Source organism: Streptomyces sp. NPDC002795 (assembly GCF_042888725.1).
Classification (GTDB): domain Bacteria; phylum Actinomycetota; class Actinomycetes; order Streptomycetales; family Streptomycetaceae; genus Streptomyces.
On sequence record NZ_JBIAQB010000006.1, the window covers coordinates 14,074 to 32,549 of the forward strand.

The 18,476-nt window shown below is 71.4% G+C and carries 15 protein-coding genes; 7 read left to right on the forward strand and 8 right to left on the reverse strand.

Annotation, left to right across the window (positions count from 1 at the left end; translation table 11 throughout):
- Nucleotides 1–23: 23 nt before the first annotated feature.
- From ACFYWS_RS18895 to ACFYWS_RS18920, 6 genes are all read right to left on the reverse strand, one after another.
- On the reverse strand, nucleotides 24–878 hold the full coding sequence (locus tag ACFYWS_RS18895; protein ID WP_389277447.1) for a siderophore-interacting protein: 855 nt from the start codon (nucleotides 876–878) through the stop codon (nucleotides 24–26).
- 4 nt (nucleotides 879–882) lie between these two features.
- Nucleotides 883–1,929, reverse strand: coding sequence for an ABC transporter substrate-binding protein (locus ACFYWS_RS18900; protein WP_389277450.1), 1,047 nt, complete (start codon nucleotides 1,927–1,929; stop codon nucleotides 883–885).
- Nucleotides 1,930–2,070: 141 nt separating this feature from the next.
- Entirely contained in the window at nucleotides 2,071–3,231 is a 1,161-nt protein-coding gene (locus ACFYWS_RS18905; protein WP_389277453.1) for an acyl-CoA dehydrogenase family protein, read from the reverse strand.
- A gap of 7 nt (nucleotides 3,232–3,238) precedes the next feature.
- Entirely contained in the window at nucleotides 3,239–4,201 is a 963-nt protein-coding gene (locus tag ACFYWS_RS18910) for a hydroxymethylglutaryl-CoA lyase (protein WP_389277456.1), read from the reverse strand.
- Nucleotides 4,198–6,126, reverse strand: a complete 1,929-nt coding sequence (locus ACFYWS_RS18915; RefSeq protein WP_389277459.1) for a biotin carboxylase N-terminal domain-containing protein — start codon at nucleotides 6,124–6,126, stop codon at nucleotides 4,198–4,200. Before ACFYWS_RS18915 ends, ACFYWS_RS18910 begins: the two co-directional genes overlap by 4 nt.
- 15 nt (nucleotides 6,127–6,141) lie before the next feature.
- Nucleotides 6,142–7,764, reverse strand: a complete 1,623-nt coding sequence (locus tag ACFYWS_RS18920; protein WP_389277462.1) for a carboxyl transferase domain-containing protein — start codon at nucleotides 7,762–7,764, stop codon at nucleotides 6,142–6,144.
- Between the two features lie 86 nt (nucleotides 7,765–7,850).
- Here ACFYWS_RS18920 and ACFYWS_RS18925 point away from each other — a divergent pair, with 86 nt between their 5' ends.
- From ACFYWS_RS18925 to ACFYWS_RS18940, 4 genes are all read left to right on the forward strand, one after another.
- Nucleotides 7,851–8,444 carry a TetR/AcrR family transcriptional regulator gene (locus ACFYWS_RS18925; protein WP_389277465.1) on the forward strand — a complete coding sequence of 198 codons (594 nt, stop codon included), beginning with the start codon at nucleotides 7,851–7,853 and terminating at the stop codon, nucleotides 8,442–8,444.
- Between the two features lie 130 nt (nucleotides 8,445–8,574).
- A complete protein-coding gene (locus ACFYWS_RS18930) occupies nucleotides 8,575–9,732 on the forward strand; it encodes an acyl-CoA dehydrogenase family protein (protein WP_389277468.1) in 1,158 nt (385 codons plus the stop codon).
- Between the two features lie 35 nt (nucleotides 9,733–9,767).
- Nucleotides 9,768–10,640, forward strand: coding sequence for an acyl-CoA thioesterase (locus ACFYWS_RS18935; protein WP_389277471.1), 873 nt, complete (start codon nucleotides 9,768–9,770; stop codon nucleotides 10,638–10,640).
- Nucleotides 10,641–10,660: 20 nt separating this feature from the next.
- A complete protein-coding gene (locus ACFYWS_RS18940) occupies nucleotides 10,661–11,647 on the forward strand; it encodes a cation diffusion facilitator family transporter (protein WP_389277474.1) in 987 nt (328 codons plus the stop codon).
- A 138-nt stretch (nucleotides 11,648–11,785) separates the two neighbouring features.
- On the opposite strand, the gene ACFYWS_RS18945 is transcribed toward ACFYWS_RS18940, so the two are convergent.
- Entirely contained in the window at nucleotides 11,786–12,589 is an 804-nt protein-coding gene (locus ACFYWS_RS18945) for a phosphatase (protein WP_389277477.1), read from the reverse strand.
- Nucleotides 12,590–12,665: 76 nt separating this feature from the next.
- Nucleotides 12,666–14,078 carry a PucR family transcriptional regulator gene (locus ACFYWS_RS18950; protein WP_389277480.1) on the reverse strand — a complete coding sequence of 471 codons (1,413 nt, stop codon included), beginning with the start codon at nucleotides 14,076–14,078 and terminating at the stop codon, nucleotides 12,666–12,668.
- A 205-nt stretch (nucleotides 14,079–14,283) separates the two neighbouring features.
- On the opposite strand from ACFYWS_RS18950, the gene ACFYWS_RS18955 reads away from it, so the two are divergent.
- The 3 genes from ACFYWS_RS18955 to ACFYWS_RS18965 are packed head-to-tail and all read left to right on the forward strand — an operon-like array spanning nucleotide 14,284 to nucleotide 18,470.
- On the forward strand, nucleotides 14,284–15,759 hold the full coding sequence (locus ACFYWS_RS18955) for a sodium:solute symporter (RefSeq protein WP_389277483.1): 1,476 nt from the start codon (nucleotides 14,284–14,286) through the stop codon (nucleotides 15,757–15,759).
- 45 nt (nucleotides 15,760–15,804) lie between these two features.
- Entirely contained in the window at nucleotides 15,805–16,800 is a 996-nt protein-coding gene (speB, locus tag ACFYWS_RS18960) for an agmatinase (protein WP_389278816.1), read from the forward strand.
- Complete coding sequence (locus ACFYWS_RS18965; RefSeq protein ID WP_389277486.1) at nucleotides 16,797–18,470, forward strand: thiamine pyrophosphate-binding protein; 1,674 nt, start codon at nucleotides 16,797–16,799, stop codon at nucleotides 18,468–18,470. Before speB ends, ACFYWS_RS18965 begins: the two co-directional genes overlap by 4 nt.
- The last annotated feature ends 6 nt before the right edge of the window (nucleotides 18,471–18,476 follow it).

Here is an 18,476-nt window from a genome sequence, read left to right on the forward strand (position 1 = left end):
TGTGAGCAGTGCGGGCGGGGGCGTCACGCGGCGCGCAGCGCGTCCTCGCTCATGCCGCGCCGCCAGTAACCGACGAACCTCACCGCACGCTTGTCGTAGCCGCGTTCACGCACCAGGTGCCGCCGCAGCTCCTTCATCGCCCCGGACTCGCCCGCCAGCCACGCGTACGGGCTCACGGCGTCGGGGAGTTGGGCCGCGCGCACCGCGTCCAGCGCGGAGGGCGCGCCCTCGTCACGCACCAGCCAGGTCACGGAGACATCCGCGAGCGTGATGATCGGCTGGATGTCGTCGCGGTGCGGGACCTCCAAGTACACGTGCGCCGAGACGTGTTCGGGCAGCCAGGCCAGCACGCCGAGCGCCGCGGGAAGCGCCGTCTCGTCGCCCCACATGAGGATGTGGTCGAAGTCGTCCTGGGGCTGGCAGCGCACCGCGGCGTTGTCGGCGATCGCCGGGCCGAGCACGACGGCACGGTCGCCGGGGGCCGCGGCGCGGGCCCAGCGGCAGGCGGGGCCCGAGGTCGACGGGTCGTCGTCGTGCAGCACGAAGTCGATGTCGACCTCCTCCGCGGGGAAGCGGCGCTGGCCGCTCAGCGTGTACGAGCGCATGACCGCGCGCTCGTCGTCCGGGATCGCCCGGTACGCCGCGTGCCAGGCCCGGCCGTCGTCGAGGCCCATCGGCGGGAGCACGGGGGCGTCCTGGCCGGGGTGCGGAAGGAAGAGGGAGAGGGACTGGTCCCGGCCGCCGCCGTGGAAGTCGGCGAGGTCGGGCCCGGTGAAAGTGACCCTGAGCAGCGACGGACCGAGCCGCCGGGTGCGGACCACTCGCAGATCGAAGAATCGGAAAGGGGCTACAGCGGGGGCTTCGGTCGTCGCCGTCATGAGGTCAGGACACCTTCTTCGCCGTCTCGATGGCCTTCGCGAGGTTCTCCAGCATGGGAGCGCACTTGTCGTAGGAGAGGATCGGCTCGGGGGAGCGGGTGATGACCTGGCCCGCCTTGACCGCCGGCAGCTTCTTCCAGGTCGGCTCGTCGATGTCGGCGGGCTGAATCGCCTGGGCACGGTCGTCCATCATGATGATGTCGGCCTTGTGCTTGTTGACGTTCTCCCAGCTCAGGTTCTCGAACCAGCCGCCGGACGCCTTCTTCGCGCCCTCCGAGGGCTCCACGAAGTTCACGCCGAGCGCCTTGAAGTACTCAAGGTCGATGGAGAGGTTCGTGCCCGAGACGTAGAAGATGTCGGGGCTCGCGCTGCCCGCGAGCACCTTGATGTCGGGGTGTGCCTTCGCCGCCTTGCGCAGCCGGGCGGCGGCGTCCTCGAAGCGCTTCTTGGCCTTGACGACCTTGTCGGCCTTCAGGTCGGCGCCGAGCGATTCGGCCAGCTTGTAGACGTGCTCGAGCGGTGTCGTCAGCTGGCGGTCGTAGACGGAGATGCCGGCGCTCGGGGCGAGCTTGGCGATCTTCTTGGCGGACTCCTCGGGGACGTACCAGAGGGTGCCCGCGCCGTCGAAGATCGTGGTGATGAGCACCTCGGGGGCGAGCCCCGCGTACTTCTCGATGTTGAACTGGCCCCACTCGTTGCCGATGACCGTGACCTTGTCGACGGGCATGTCGCCGGCCTGGACGTCGGGCTTGCCGCCCTTCGTGGTGGTCGGGCCGAAGACGCCCTTGACCTGGATGCCGTAGTCGTAGAGGGCGGCGCCCACGCCGGTGAAGGCCACGATGTTCGTCGGGATCTTGTCCAGCTTCACGGTCTTGCCGCGGTCGTCCTTGTACGACCAGGGGCCGGACTTCTTCGCGGTGTCCGCCGAACTCGAGCCGCCGTCTTTGGAGCCCCCGTCGCCGCAGGCGGCGAGCGCGGCGCCGAGGCCGATGGCGCCGGTCGCGGCGAGGATGCCGCGGCGGGTGGGGCGGGACAGTCGGGCGTTGGGCATGACGGACAACCTTTGGACGTGCCGTAGCGGCGACCGGGCGGGTTCGTAAACTCAGGGTAGGTTAACCTAAGTTCCCCGGTTTTAATCAAGCCCCTGCGGCGATTGAGCAGCGGGGTCCGGGGCGGAGCCCCGTGGCCTGGCCTACGTGGTCAGGCCCAGCTCCCGCGCGATCAGCATCCGCTGCACCTCGCTCGTGCCCTCGCCGATCTCCAGGATCTTGGAGTCGCGCCACATGCGGGCCACCGGGTACTCGTTCATGAACCCGTACCCACCGTGGATCTGCGTCGCCTCCCGCGCGTTGTCCACCGCGACCGTCGACGAGTACAGCTTCGCGAGCGCCGCCTCCTTCTTGAACGGCTCCCCGCAGACGAGGCGGGACGCCGCGTCCCGCCAGGCGAGCCGCGCCGTGTGCGCCTTCATCTCCATGTCGGCGATCTTGAACTGGATCGCCTGGTAGCCGCCGATGGTGCGCCCGAAGGCGCGCCGCTCCTTGGCGTACTTCACCGACTCGTCGACGCAGCCCTGCGCGAGCCCGGTGGCAAGGGCGGAGATCGCGACGCGCCCCTCGTCGAGGATCCGCAGGAACTGGGCGAAGCCCCGGCCCTCCGTGCCGAGCAGATTCGCGGCCGGCACCCGCACATCGTCGAAGTGCAGCTCACGCGTGTCCGACGCGTTCCACCCCACCTTCGAGTACGGGGCCGCCACCGTGAAGCCCGGCGTCCCGGACGGCACGATGATCGAGGAGATCGCCGGGCGGCCGTCCGCCGTGCGGTCGGTCACCGCCGTCACCGTCACCAGGCCCGTGATGTCCGTGCCCGAGTTGGTGATGAAGCACTTCGTGCCGTTGATGATCCAGTCGCCGGTCTCCTCGTCCCGCACGGCCGTCGTGCGGGTGCCGCCCGCGTCCGAACCCGCCTCGGGTTCCGTGAGCCCGAACGCGCCGAGGACCTCGCCCGCGCACAGCTTCGGCAGCCACTCCCGCTTCTGCTCCTCCGTACCGAAGAGGTGGACCGGCATGGCGCCGAGCGAGACCCCGGCCTCCAGCGTGATCGCGACCGAGGAGTCGACGCGCGCCAGCTCTTCCAGTGCGATGCCGAGCGCCAGATAGTCGCCTCCCATGCCGCCGTACTCCTCCGGGAACGGCAGCCCGAACAGGCCCATGCGGCCCATCTCGCGGACGATCTCGTAGGGGAACTCGTGCCGCTCGTAGAAGTCGCCGATCTTCGGGGCGACGACCTCGTGCGCGAACTCCTCGACGGTGCGGCGGAGTTCCTCGTGCTCGGGGGAGAGGTGGTGATCCATGGCTGCCTCACTGCTCCTGTGGGGGCTGTGCGAGTGCGGAAACGGTGCGGGACGGGCTCGGTCGGCCCAGGTGCCCGGCCATCCACCTGCTGGTGTCGGTGAGAAGGCCGAGGTCGACCCCGGTCTCGATGCCGAGTCCGCGCAGCATCCAGACGAGGTCCTCGGTGGCGAGATTGCCGGTGGCGCTCTTCGCGTACGGACAGCCGCCGAGGCCGCCCGCGGAGGCGTCCACCGTCGTCACGCCGTGCTGCAACGCCGCCAGGGTGTTGGCGAGCGCCTGGCCGTACGTGTCGTGGAAGTGCACGCCGATCGCGGTCGTCGGCACGCCCTGCGCGTTCAGCTCCGACAGGAGCGCCTGTACGTGTCCGGGTGTCGCCACGCCGATGGTGTCGCCGAGGCTCAGTTCGTCGCAGCCCATGTCCATCAGGGCCTTGGCGACGGAGACGACCTGGTGGACGGGGACCGGGCCCTCCCACGGGTCGCCGAAGCACATGGAGAGGTAGCCGCGGACGTGCGCCCGGTGCTTCTTGGCGTCCGCCACGACCGGCTCGAACACGGCGAGGGACTCGGCCACGGTGCGGTTCAGGTTCGCCTTGGCGAAGGACTCGGTGGCGCTGGCGAACACGGCGACGCGGCGCGCGCCGAGGGTCAGGGCCCGGTCCAGGCCGCGCGCGTTCGGTACGAGGACGGGCAGGTGGACGCCGGTCCCGAGGTCCTGGACGAGCGGGAACAGGTCCTCCGCGTCCGCCAGTTGGGGCACCCACTTGGGGTGCACGAAGCTCGTGGCCTCGATGGTCGTGAGACCGGACCGCGCCAGGCGGTGGATGAAATCCGCCTTCACCTCGGTGGGTACGGCCCGCTTCTCGTTCTGCAGCCCGTCGCGCGCTCCCACCTCGTGGATCCGGACGCGGGCCGGGAGGTCCTGGGTGGGGACGACCATGGGGAGCGGGGGCGCGGGCGTGGCGGTCATCGCGCGGCCACCTCGCCCTCGGCCGTCTCCTCGGGAGCGACGACGGCCAGCACCTGGTCCATCGCCACCGTCGTCCCCGGCGACACGTCCAGCTCCGTCACCGTGCCCGCGTGCGGGGACGTGATCACGTGTTCCATCTTCATCGCCTCCACCACCAACAAGCTCTGCCCCGCCGCCACTTGGTCGCCCACCGCCACCTTCACCACGGTCACCGTGCCGGGCATCGGCGCCATCAGGGAGCCCGCGCCGCCGGCCCCTGCCCCCGTCAGGCTCGCCGCCACCGGGTCGTGGTCCCGTACGTGCCAGGCGTCGCCGTCGCGCGCCAGCCAGTCACCCGCGGTCGCGGTGAGGCGGACGGGCGTGGCCGGCGCGCCGTCGACCAGGACCTCGGCGCCGCGCACCCGGACCTCGACCGGCTCGTGGCCCGAGACCCTCAAGGGGTGCACGGTCCACGCCGGTTCACCGCCGAGCCGCCAGCCGGTGGGCCGGTCGAACGGGTCCGTCCAGCCCCCGGTCGCGGCCGGGGCCAGCCGCTCCTGGCGCAGCACGCCCGCCGCCGCGTAGATCCCCGCCGGGACCTCCGCGGCGACCAGCTCGTCCGTCACGCGCTCCACGAGCCCCGTGTCCAACTCGCCCGCCACGACGTCCGGATGGGCGAGCAGGCGCCGCAGATACCCGGCGTTCGTCGGCACGCCGAGCGTCACCGTGCGGGCGAGCGCGGCCCGCAGCCTGCGCAGCGCCGTGTCCCGGTCGGGGCCGTACGCGATGATCTTCGCGAGCATCGGGTCGTAGAGGCTGGAGACGACGGTGCCCTCGGTGAGCCCGGAGTCGACCCGGACGCCTTCGCCCTCTGGTTCGCGCAGGGCCAGCACCGTGCCACCGGAGGGGAGGAAGCCGCGGGAAGGGTCTTCGGCGCAGAGCCTCGCCTCCACCGCGTGCCCGGTGAGCTCGATGTCCTCCTGGGCGAAGGCCAGTTGCTCGCCCGCCGCCACCCGCAGTTGCCACTCCACCAGGTCGACGCCCGTGACCAGCTCCGTCACCGGGTGCTCGACCTGGAGGCGCGTGTTCATCTCCATGAAGAAGTACGCCGCCGGGTCTTCGCCGGGCACGATGAACTCCACCGTGCCCGCGCCCCGGTAGCCGCAGGAACGCGCGGCCTCCACGGCCGCCGCGCCCATCGCCGCGCGCGTGGCCTCGTCCAGGAGCACCGAGGGCGCCTCCTCGACGATCTTCTGGTGGCGGCGCTGGAGGGAGCACTCGCGCTCACCCAGGTGCACCACGTTCCCGTGGCCGTCCGCCAGGACCTGGATCTCGATGTGGCGTGGCCGGTCGACCCAGCGCTCCACGAGGAGCGTGTCGTCACCGAAGGAGGTGCGGGCCTCGCGCCGGGCGGCCGCGATCTCCTCCTCCAGGGTGGTCAGATCGCGGACGAGCCGCATGCCCTTGCCACCGCCGCCCGCGCTCGGCTTCAGAAGGACCGGAGCGCCCAACTTCCTGGCCGCTTCGGCGAGTTCCGGGTCACGGCCGCCCGGTACCACCGGCACTCCGGCCGCGCTCACCGTCTCCTTGGCGCGGATCTTGTCGCCCATCAGCGCGATCGCCTCTGCGGGCGGGCCGATGAAGACGAGACCCGCCTCCTCGCAGGCCCGCGCGAACGCCGCGTTCTCCGCGAGGAAGCCGTATCCGGGGTGCACCGCCTGCGCCCCGGTCGCCGCCGCGGCCTCAAGGAGGCGCTCCGCCACCAAGTAGCTCTCGGTGGCCGCCGGCGGCCCGATCCGCACCGCCTCGTCCGCCTCGCGCACATGCCGCGCGTCCGCGTCGGCGTCGCTGTACACGGCCACCGAGCGGATGCCGAGCGCCCGCAGCGTACGGATGACACGCACCGCGATCTCGCCCCGGTTGGCCACAAGTACCGTCTCGAACACTTCTCGCTCCGCCCCTCACATCCGGAAGACACCGAAGCCGGCGGACTTCTCCGGCAGCGGCGCGTTGGCACACGCGGTCAAAGCCAGGCCGAGGACCTGGCGGGTCTCCATCGGGTCGATCACGCCGTCGTCCCAGAGCCGGGCCGTCGCGTAGTAGGCATTCCCCTGCGACTCGTACTGGTCGCGGATCGGCGCCTTGAACGCGTCCTCTTCCTCGGCCGCCCACTGTTCGCCGCGGGCCTCCAACTGGTCGCGCTTCACGGTCGCGAGCACCGAGGCGGCCTGCTCGCCGCCCATCACGGAGATCTTCGCGCCGGGCCACATCCACAGGAAGCGGGGACTGTAGGCCCGGCCGCACATCGAGTAGTTGCCCGCGCCGTACGACCCGCCGATCACCACGGTCAGCTTCGGCACGCGCGTACAGGCCACCGCCGTGACCATCTTGGCGCCGTGCTTGGCGATCCCGCCCGCCTCGTAGTCACGCCCGACCATGAAGCCCGAGATGTTCTGGAGGAAAAGCAGCGGGATGCCGCGCTGGTCGCACAGCTCGATGAAGTGGGCGCCCTTCTGGGCGGATTCGGAGAACAGGATCCCGTTGTTCGCGACGATGCCGACCGGGTGCCCGTGGATCCGCGCGAACCCGGTGACCAGCGTCTGCCCGTACTCGGCCTTGAACTCGGCGAACCGCGAGCCGTCCACCACGCGCGCGATGACCTCCCGTACGTCGTACGGAGTGCGGGAGTCGACCGGCACCGCGCCGTAGAGCCCCGCCGGGTCCACCTTCGGCTCGATGGCCGCCTTCACCGCCCACGGCAGCGGGCCGCGCTCGGGCAGCGTGGAGACGATCGTGCGGACGATCCGCAGCGCGTGCGCGTCGTCCTGCGCCAGATGGTCCGTCACGCCCGACACCCGCGAGTGGACCTCGCCGCCGCCCAGCTCCTCGGCCGTCACCACCTCGCCCGTCGCCGCCTTCACCAGCGGCGGGCCGCCCAGGAAGATGGTGCCCTGGTTGCGGACGATCACGGCCTCGTCGCTCATCGCCGGGACGTACGCCCCTCCCGCCGTGCACGACCCGAGGACCGCCGCGATCTGCGGGATGCCCGCGCCCGACATCCGCGCCTGGTTGTAGAAGATCCGTCCGAAGTGCTCGCGGTCCGGGAACACGTCGTCCTGCATCGGCAGGAACGCGCCGCCGGAGTCCACCAGGTAGACGCACGGCAGCCGGTTCTCCAGGGCCACCTCCTGCGCGCGCAGGTGCTTCTTCACCGTCATCGGGTAGTACGTGCCGCCCTTGACCGTCGCGTCATTGGCGACGATCACGCACTCGCGGCCGCTCACCCGCCCGATCCCGGCGATCACACCCGCGGCAGGCGCCTGCCCCTCGTACATTCCCTCCGCCGCCAGCGGCGCGAGCTCGAGGAACGGGGAGCCGGGGTCGAGCAGCGCGTCCACCCGGTCCCGCGGCAGCAGCTTGCCGCGCGCCGTGTGCCGCGCCCGCGCCTTCTCGCCACCGCCGAGCCGGGCCGCGGCGAGCCTGGCGCGCAGCTCCTCGCCGAGCGTCCGGTGCGCCGCCTCGTTGGCCCGCCAGGCCTCCGACGCGGGCTCCGCCGCGCTCGTCAGCTCCGGTGCGTCCCGCATCCCGCGGCCCCCTCATGTTTGTTAATGAGCGTTAACCGATTTCCATCAGGTTAACGCTCGCTAACGTCCCTGTCTAGAATTGCTTCATGGCCACGAGAACCGACGCCCCCACCCGCCGCGAGCAGATCCTCAGGGAGGCCGCGCGGCTCTTCGCCGAGCGCGGGTTCCACGGCGTGGGTGTGGACGAGATAGGGGCGGCGGTCGGCATCAGCGGCCCCGGCCTGTACCGGCACTTCGCCGGCAAGGACGCGATGCTCGCCGAGCTGCTCGTCGGGATCAGCGGACAGCTGCTCACCGGCGGCAAGCGGCGCGTCGCCGAGGCGGAGCACGGTCCTGAGGCGCTGCTCGACTCGCTCATCGAGGGGCACATCGACTTCGCGCTCGACGACCGCGACCTGATCACGCTGCACGACCGGGAGCTCGACCGGCTGCGCGACAGCGACCGCAAGCTGGTGCGGCAGTTGCAGCGCCAGTACGTGGAGTTGTGGGTGGAGGCGGTGCGCAAGGTCTGTCCCGAGCTGGTGGAGGCGCACGCGCGCGTGGCCGTGCACGCGGTCTTCGGGCTGCTGAACTCGACGCCGCACCTGAGCCGCCCCGGCTCGCTGCCCGGCAGGACGGCGACCGCGCGGATGCTGCACAAGCTGGCGCGTGGCGCGTTCGCGGCGGCTGCCGCAGAGTGAGGTCGGTGTCGGCCGCGGAGTGACCTGTATCTCTGGACGCTCCAGGCGACTCGCGGGTAACCTGCGTCTGAGCAAGCGCTTAGTCGCATGCTCGACCGTCCGCACACTCGTCGTAGAGGGAGAGTTCTCCGTGCGCCGTACCGTTTTTGATGAGGACCACGAGGCGTTCCGGGAGACCCTGCGCGCCTTCATCGAGGCCGAGGTCGTCCCCCACTACGACGAGTGGTTCCAGCAGGGCATCGTGCCGCGCGAGCTCTACACGAAGCTGGCCGACCTGGGCCTGTTCGGCATCAACGTGCCCGAGGAGTTCGGCGGCGCCGGCCTGGACACCCACAAGTTCGAGGCCATCCAGAACGAGGAGTGCGCCCGCGCGGGCGTGAACTTCGGTGGCTCCGGTGTGCACGTGCTGCTCGCCCTGCCGTACATCAAGATGCTCGCCACCGACGAGCAGAAGAAGCGCTACCTGGAGAAGTTCGTCACCGGTGAGGAGATGTGGGCCCTCGCCATGACCGAGCCGGGCACCGGCTCCGACCTGGCCGGCATGAAGACCACGGCCAAGCTCTCCGACGACGGCACGCACTACGTGCTCAACGGCTCCAAGACGTTCATCACCGGCGGCGTGCACGCCGACCGTGTCATCGTCTGCGCCCGCACCGACGCGCCGACCTCCGAGGACCGCCGCCACGGCATCTCCCTGTTCGCCGTCGACACCAAGTCCGAGGGCTACTCGATCGGCCGCAAGCTCGACAAGCTCGGCCTGCGCACGTCCGACACCGCCGAGCTGGCGTTCGTCGACGTGAAGGTCCCTGTCGAGGACCTCCTCGGCGAGGAGAACAAGGGCTTCTACTACCTCGGCAAGAACCTGCCCTCCGAGCGCTGGGGCATCGCCTACGGCGCGTACGCGCAGGCCAAGGCCGCCGTCCGGTTCGCCAAGGAGTACGTCCAGGACCGCACCGTCTTCGGCAAGACCGTGGCGTCGTTCCAGAACACCAAGTTCGAACTGGCCGCCTGCCAGGCCGAGGTGGACGCCGCAGAGGCCGTCGCCGACCGCGCCCTGGAGGCCCTCGACGCCGGTGAGCTGAGCGCCGCGGAGGCCGCCTCCGCGAAGCTGTTCTGCACCGAGGTCGCACACCGCGTCATCGACCGCTGCCTCCAGCTGCACGGCGGCTACGGGTTCATGAACGAGTACCCGATCGCCCGCCTCTACGCGGACAACCGCGTGAACCGCATCTACGGCGGCACCAGCGAGATCATGAAGTCGATCATCGCGAAGAACATGGGCCTGTAACCAGCAGAGAATCTTTGCTCGGTACAACTGATCCCATGCACAAGGCACTCGAATCCCTCCTCGATCTGCTCGACCTTGAGCAGATCGAGGAGGACATCTTCCGCGGCCAGTCCCGGTCGTCCGTCGTCCCGCGCGTCTTCGGCGGGCAGGTGGCCGCCCAGGCGCTGGTCGCGGCCGGGCGCACCGTCCCGGCCGACCGGCACGCCCACTCCCTGCACGCGTACTTCCTCGTCGCCGGGGACCCGGGCGCGCCCATCGTCTACACCGTCGACCGGATCCGCGACGGCCGCTCCTTCACCACCCGCCGCGTCGTCGCCGTCCAGCACGGGCAGCCGATCTTCCACCTCTCCGCGTCCTTCCAGACGTACGAGGAAGGCCTCGACCACCAGGCGGACATGCCGCCCGCGCCCGACCCGGAGTCGCTGCCGACCGCCGAGGAGATGCTGCCGCGCTACGTCGACGGCGTCCTGAAGCCCGACGTCGTCCAGCGCCTGCTCGAAGCGCGGGAGGCCGTCGACCTGCGGTACGTGGACGCGCCGCCGTTCGCCTTCGTCGGCGACCCGCAGCCCCCGCGGTCCCAGGTCTGGTTCCGCGCGCGCGGCAAGCTCGCGGACGATCCGCTGCTGCACGTGTGCCTCGCGACGTACGTCTCCGACATGACGCTCCTCGACTCCGTGCTGCTCGCCCACGGGCGGGGCGGCTGGGCCGTCGGCGATGTCGTGGGCGCGTCCCTGGACCACGCGATGTGGTTCCACCGGCCGTTCCGGGCCGACGAATGGCTCCTGTACGACCAGGAGTCGCCGTCCACGTCCGGCGGGCGCGGGCTCGGGCAGGCCAGGATCTACACGCAGGACGGACGGCTCGCGATCACCGTCATCCAGGAGGGTGTCGTTCGCGTTCCGCGTTGATCGGACATACCGTCACGTACATGGATGTACGGGTGGACGATGGTGGGCGCGGCAAGGAAGAAGCGGGCGGGGAGAGCGTCTTCACGGTGATCGTCGCCGCCGTGGCCAACCTGGGCATCGCCCTCGCGAAGGCCGTCGCCGGCGTCCTCAGCGGCTCCAGCGCGATGCTCTCCGAGGCCGCGCACTCCTTCGCCGACACCGTCACGGAACTGCTGCTGCTCACCTCCTTGAAGCGCAGCGACAAGCCCGCCGACGAGGAGCATCCGCTCGGCTACGGAGGCGAGCGGTACGTCTGGTCGCTGCTCGCGGCCGTCGCCACGTTCGTCGGTGGCGCCGTCTTCTCCCTGTACGACGGGATCCACACGCTCGTCGCGGGCGAGGAGCTGGGCGATCCGCTGGTGTCGTACGTGGTGCTGGGTGTCGCCTTCGTGCTGGAAGGGTTCTCGCTGCGCACCGCGGTCAAGCAGGCCCGGGGCGAGGCGGACCGGGTGCGGGTGTCCTTCGGTACGTATCTGCGGCACACGCCCGACACGGCGGTGAAGGCCGTCGTACTGGAGGACAGTGCGGCGCTCGCCGGTCTGGTGCTCGCGGCGGGCGGGCTGCTCGGCTCGCAGGTCACCGGGTCGGGGGCGTGGGACGGGGCGGCGTCGCTGTGCATCGGCGTGCTGTTGCTGTGGGTGGCGTGGGTGCTCGGGCGGTCCAACGCGGAGCTGTTGGTGGGGCGGCCGTTGCCGAAGCCCTTCCGGGACGAGATCCGGCAGATCCTGCTCGGGGTCGAGCACGTCGAGGCGGTGCTTGAGCTGACGACGCTGGTGCAGGGGCCGCGGGAGGCGCTCGTCGCGGCGAAGGTCGATTTCCGGGATGCGTCCACCGCGGCGCAGATCGAGTGGGCCTGTGAGGATGCGGCGCGGCGGATCCGGGAGAGGTTTCCCGCGGTGCGGAGGGTGTTTCTCGACCCGACCCCGGGGTTCGCGGCGCGCCGCACGGAGGGGCTCAATCCGTGGTGAGCCATTCTTTTGAGCCCCTGCGGCGATTGAGCAGGCGGCGCCGTGGTTGACGGCTCGGGGCTCTGCCCCGGACCCCGCTGCTCAATCGCCGCAGGGGCTTAATTGGCTCAACCGGCGCTGGGACAGAGAAGCATGGCGCTACTGGTTGAGGCCCGCCGCGTCCAGTAGATACGCCGTCATCGGGTCGTAGTGCCTCGGGCTCGTGACGTGGTCGTCCAAGGGGACCGTCACCTGCATCGTGCCCTCGGACTCGCCCACGAACAGCGCCGGGTCGTTGGAGTCCGCGTAGCCGACGGAGTCCAGGCCGCGCTGGGCCGCGCAGCCCGCCCAGCCGTGGTCGGCGACGACCAGGTCGGGCAGCGGGCGGCCCTCGCGGGCGAGGCCGTCGAGGATCGCGGCCATGGGGTCGGGGGAGTGGGTGTGCCACAGCGTGGCGCCGCGCTCCAGCATCGCCACGTCCGCGAACTGGAAGACCATGCCCTCGTCCGTGGCCAGGCCCTCCGGGATGACCATGATCTCGCAGCCGGCCGCGCGCAGCGCCGTCGCCGTCGCGCGGTGGACGTCCAGGAGGCCGCCCGGGTGGCCCGTGGCGAGCAGCACGCGCTGGCGGTCCTCCGCGGCCTTGCGCAGGCGCGTCGCCATGCGGTCCAGGGCGTCGACCGTCAGTTCCGGGTCGATGGTGTCCTGGCCGGAGCGGTGCCCGGCGTCGGGTACGACGCCGCAGCGTTCGGCCATGACGGCGAGCACGTCCTGCTCGTCCGTCCAGCGGTCACCGAGTTCCAGGCCCAGCCAATAGTGGCGGTCGCCGTTCGCGAGCCTTCGGTAGTGCGAAAGGTTGTTCTCACGTGGGGTGGCCACGTCGCCCGCGATCCGGGTGCGGACGAGGTGGTCGACGAGGGCGGCACGGGTCGGCGTATCGCTGGGCAGTCCGGGTATCGGCATACGCCCATTGTGCCGGGGCCCCCGGCGGGCCGTTGATCGGTTCCGGGGAGTGGACCCCGGAGCGGACCCCGAGGTGTCACGACATGTGGCGGAGCGCGAACCAGAGTTCCATGCGGGTGTCCGGGTCGTCGAGGTCCGTCTCAAGGAGCGTGGCGCACCGGGCGATGCGTTGGCGGGCCGTGTTGCGGTGGATGGTGAGGGCGAGGGCGGTGCCTTCCCAACTGCCGTGCAGGGAGAGCCAGGTGCGCAGGGTTTCCACAAGGGCCGGCTTGCCGGACAGGGCGGACAGGGCCGGCGCCGGGGTGTCGTCCGGGCGGTGGTGGGCCAGCGGGCTGCGGGTCGCCCGTGCTCGGGTGAGGGCGTGGGCCGCCTGGGCGTCGGCGAGCGGCAGGTCACGGGCGAGGGCCGGGGCGCTGACGCCGAGCACGTGGCCCGTGTGCGCCGTGACGTCCTGGTCGGACGGGACCAGGGCCCGCGTGAGCGAGTCGTCCGTGGCGGTGGAGGTCAGCGGAGTGGACAGGTCCGGGGCCGGGCGAGGCGTCACGGGGCGGGCGTGGATCACCCGCCAGGTGGTGTCCGCGCCCAGCAGGTCCGTCGCCGCCTGCGCGGGTTCCGCGCCGAGGAGGAGGTCGACCAGGGTCGCCGCGCGGCGCGTGTCACCCGCCGAGCGGTGTTCGCCGGTGAGGAGCGACAGGAGCACCACCGCCGCTCCCGCGATCGTGTGGTCGCCCGGCGAGCGGGCCTGCGTCGCGAGGCCGAGCGCGCCGCCCGGCTGGAGCGCGTACGCCGACAGGTGCGTGCCGCCCACCGTGTCCGCCGCCGACGACGGGGTGGGGAAGAGGTGCGTGGCGTGCGGGCGGACCACCGCCGTCAGTTCGGCGAGCGCCTCGCGCACGGCGCGCGGGGGGCGCGCCCCCGCGTGGTGCGGCTCGTCGCCCTCCGGGGTCACGGCCACCGCGAACCCGCCGGTGCGCTGGGCGAGTTGACGCAGGACGGAGGGGAGCGGGTCCGGTCGCGCCGCCGCCGACGCCAGGGCCTGCTGTGCCTCCGTGACCCGGCGCAGCTCGGCGTTCCTGGCCTGCGCCATCAGCTCCCACACGGCCCGCGCGATCCCGCTGAACGTGGTCCGCGGCGGGACCTCAAGGAGCGGGATCCCGCGGCGCTCGCAGGCCGCGACAAGCTCCGGCGGCACCGTGTCGAAGACCGGCGTCACACCGAAGCCGAGCGCCACCGCGCCGCCCCGCGCGACCCGCTCCGCGTACTCCTCGAAGTAGCCGCCGGCAGGCCCGGCGGGCGCGTGCACGCCCGCCGTCAGCAGCAGCTCGCCGCCCAGCAGGTACGGCTCCGGGTCCGTCAGCTCCGACGTGTGCGCCCCGTGCACGAGGACGTCCGTCACGTCGGGCCCCGCGATCCGGCGAAGGCCCAGGTCGGCGCGGGCGAGCACCGCGGCGAGCGGAACACCCTGCGTGGGCGGTGCGGTCACGGTCACCTGTGGATGATCCCTCTGTTCTAATCCTGATCGGTGGATGAAACGTACACTTCAGTGCCGCTTTTCGGCCACCTAGATTTCTTCCGACCGGTGGGTGCGGGTACGGGCGGATGTCCCCGACACCCCCAGGAGCCCAACAGGGGCTCCGCAGCCGGACACCCCCTTGCACGACACGCCACCGAGGTGGACGAAGGAGGACAGCCGTATGGCCGTCGACTACATCGTGATCGCCGTCTACCTGGGCGGGATGCTGGCGATGGGCTGGTGGGGCATGCGCCGCGCCAAGTCCAAGAGCGACTTCCTGGTCGCCGGACGCCGCCTCGGCCCCGCCATGTACTCCGGGACCATGGCGGCCGTCGTGCTCGGTGGCGCCTCCACCATCGGCGGCGTCGGCCTCGGCTACCAGTACGGCCTGTCGGGCGCCTGGATGGTGTTCACCATCGGCCTCGGCATCCTCGCCCTGTCGCTCTTCTTCTCGGCGCGCATCGCCCGGCTGAAGGTCTACACGGTCTCCGAGATGCTCGACCTGCGCTACGGCGGCGGCCGGGCCGGCATGATCTCGGGCGTCGTGATGTGGGTGTACACGCTGATGCTCGTGGTCACCTCCACCATCGCGTACGCGACGATCTTCGACGTCCTCTTCGACGTGCCGCGCACGCTGGCGATCGTCGTCGGCGGCACCATCGTCGTCGCCTACTCGACGCTCGGCGGCATGTGGTCGATCACCATCACCGACATGGTGCAGTTCGTCGTGAAGACGATCGGTGTGCTGCTGATCCTGCTGCCCGTCGCGGTCATCAAGGCCGGTGGCTTCAGCGAGATGAAGGCCGCGCTCCCGACCTCGTACTTCGACCCGCTGGGCATCGGCGGCGAGACGATCTTCACCTACGTGCTGATCTACACGTTCGGCATGCTCATCGGTCAGGACATCTGGCAGCGCGTCTTCACGGCCCGCAACGACAAGGTCGCCCGCTGGGGCGGCACCGTCTCCGGCGTCTACTGCCTGCTCTACGCGATCGGCGGCGCGATCATCGGCACCGCCGCCAAGGTCATCTACCCGACCGGCCTCGGCCAGGCCGACGAGGCGTTCGCGCAGATCGTCAAGGACGAACTGCCCGTCGGCGTCCGCGGGCTCGTGCTCGCCGCCGCCCTCGCGGCCGTCATGTCGACCTCGTCCGGAGCGCTCATCGCCTGCGCCACCGTCGCCAACAACGACATCTGGAAGCGGCTGCGCGGCATCAAGGCGGACGATTCGCCCGAGTCCGAGCACGACGAGGTCAAGGGCAACCGGTTGTTCATCCTCGGCCTCGGCATCGTCGCGATCATCATCTCGATCATCCTCAACAACGTCGTCGAGGCGCTGACCGTCGCCTACAACCTGCTCGTCGGCGGGCTGCTCGTGCCCATCCTCGGCGGGCTGCTCTGGAAGCGCGGCAACGTCAGCGGCGCCCTCGCCGCCGTCACCGTCGGCGGCCTCACCGTCATCGGCGGGATGTGGCGCTACGGCATCCTCGCCAACGAGCCCGTGTACTACGGCCTGGTCGCCTCACTCGTCGTCTACGTGATCGTGTCCCTGGCCACCCGGCCCACCGACGCCGCCGTCCTCGCCAACTGGCGCGAGCGGCTCGCCGGACGCGGCGCCGAGGAGCCCGAGCCGGCTCCCGCCGCCGCGGCGCAGTAACAGCGGTACCGCAGTAACCCTCGTAGGAAAGAAGGCATGCGCGCAATGAACAGCAACGAGACGCCCCGCGTTCCCAACGGCCCCGCCGGAGCCGTAGGACCGGTCGACTCCTCCCGCGTCCCGCGCTACGCGGGCCCGGCGACGTTCGCCCGCCTGCCCCGGCTCGACGAGGTGGACGCCGCCGACGTGGCGGTCGTCGGCGTCCCCTTCGACACCGGAGTCTCCTACCGGCCCGGCGCCCGCTTCGGCGGCAACGCGATCCGCGAGGCCTCCCGCCTGCTGCGCCCCTACAACCCGGCGCAGGACGCGTCCCCGTTCGCGCTCGCGCAGGTCGCGGACGCCGGTGACATCGCCGCCAACCCGTTCAACATCAACGAGGCCGTCGACACGATCGAGGCCGCCGCGGACGACCTGCTCGGCTCCGGCGCCCGCATGATGACGCTCGGCGGCGACCACACCATCGCGCTGCCGCTGCTGCGCTCGGTGGCGAAGAAGCACGGCCCCGTCGCCCTGCTCCACTTCGACGCGCACCTCGACACCTGGGACACGTACTTCGGCGCCGAGTACACGCACGGCACGCCGTTCCGCCGCGCCGTCGAGGAGGGCATCCTCGACACCTCCGCCCTCTCCCACGTCGGCACGCGCGGCCCGCTCTACGGCCGCTCCGACCTCACCGAGGACGAGAAGCTCGGCTTCGGCATCGTCACCTCCGCCGACGTCTACCGGCGCGGCGCCGACGAGGTCGCCGACCAGCTCCGCCAGCGCATCGGCGACCGCCCGCTGTACATATCCATCGACATCGACTGCCTCGACCCGGCCCACGCGCCCGGCACCGGCACCCCGGAGGCGGGCGGCATGACCTCCCGCGAGCTCCTGGAGATCCTCCGCGGGCTCTCTTCGTGCAACCTGGTGTCAGCGGACGTCGTCGAGGTGGCGCCCGCGTACGACCACGCGGAGATCACGTCCGTCGCCGCCTCGCACACCGCGTACGAGCTGACGACGATCATGTCCCGCCAGATCGCGGAGGACCGGAACAAGTGACGCACGACCACGACCTTGAGCTGACGCCCACCCCCGAGCAGATCGAGGCGGCGCTCAACCCGCCCGCCGGGCGCAACGGCGGCGACCTCGTCGTCGAGACCCTGCACGGCCTCGGCGCGGCCACCGTCTTCGGCCTTCCGGGACAGCACGCGCTCGGCATGTTCGACGCGCTGCGCCGGTCGTCGCTCAGGTACGTGGGGCTGCGCGTCGAGAACAACGCCGGGTTCGCGGCCGACGCGTACGGCCGGGTCACGGGAGAGGTGGCGCCGCTGCTGCTCTCCACCGGTCCCGGTTCGCTGATGTCGCTCGCCGCGCTCCAGGAGGCGGCCGCGGCGTCGGCCCCCGTGCTCGCGATCGGCAGCCAGATCCCGGTCGCCGGGCTCGGCGGCGGCCGCCACGGCTATCTGCACGAACTCCGTGACCAGCAGGCCTCGTTCCGGGACGTGGTCAAGTCCGTCCACACCGTCCGTACGCAGTCCCAGATCCCGTCGGCGATCGCCGCGGCCTGGGAGTCGGCGCTGAGCGCCCCGCACGGCCCGGTGTGGGTGGAGATCCCGCAGGACGTGCTCCTCGCGGAGACGACCCTCCCCGTCGTCACGGCGGTGGACGCGACCCCGCACGATCTCGTCCCGCGCCCCGAACTCACCGCCGTGGCCGCCGACTTGCTCGCCAACGCCGAGCGACCGGCGATCATCGCGGGCGGCGGCGTCGTCCGCGCGGACGCGACGGGCAAGCTGCGCGCGCTCGCCGAGCGGATCAACGCCCCCGTCGTCTCCACCTTCGGCGGCAAGGGCGCCTTCCCCTGGGAGCACCCGCTGTCGCTCCAGTCCTGGATGGAGGACCGGCACACGACGGACTTCCTGGAGGACGCGGACGTCCTGCTCGTCGTCGGCTCCGGGCTCGGCGAACTCTCCTCGAACTACCACACGTTCAAGCCGCGCGGCCGTGTCATCCAGATCGAGGCGGACGCCGGAAAGCTGGAGTCCAACCACCCGGCCCTCGGCATCCACGCGGACGCACGTCTCGCGCTCCAGGCGCTGGTCGAGACGGTCGCCGAACGCCCGGACGACACGCCCCCCGCGCGCGTCGCGGCGGTTCTGAAGGCCGTACGGGAACGTATCGACGCGCAGGAACTCACCCTGGAGCAAGAGGTGTTGGCGTCGGTGCGCGAGGCGCTGCCGGCCGCGTCCCCGTCCTTCTGGGACATGACGATCCTCGCGTACTGGGCCTGGTCCGCGTGGCCGGGAGCCCTGCACTCGGCGCAGGGCGCGGGCGGCCTCGGCTACGGGTTCCCCGCCGCCATCGGCGCGTCCGCCGCCGACCCGACGACGCCCGTCCTCGCGGTCTCCGGCGACGGCGGCGCCATGTACTCCATCGCCGAACTGGCCACGGCGAAGCAGTACGACCTGAACGTCACCTGGCTCATCGTCGACGACGGCGGCTACGGCATCCTCCGCGAGTACATGACGGACGCCTTCGGCGAGGCGACGGCGACCGAACTGGCCCGCCCCGACTTCGTGGCACTCGCCGAGTCGTTCGGCGTCCCGGGTGTCCGTACGACCCCGGAAACGCTCAAGGACGACCTCGCGGAGGCCTTCGCGGCGCCGGGGCCACGCGTGGTGGTGCTCCCGGCGCTGCTCAGGATGTTCGCGCCGACTCACCTGGGGTGAGTCGGG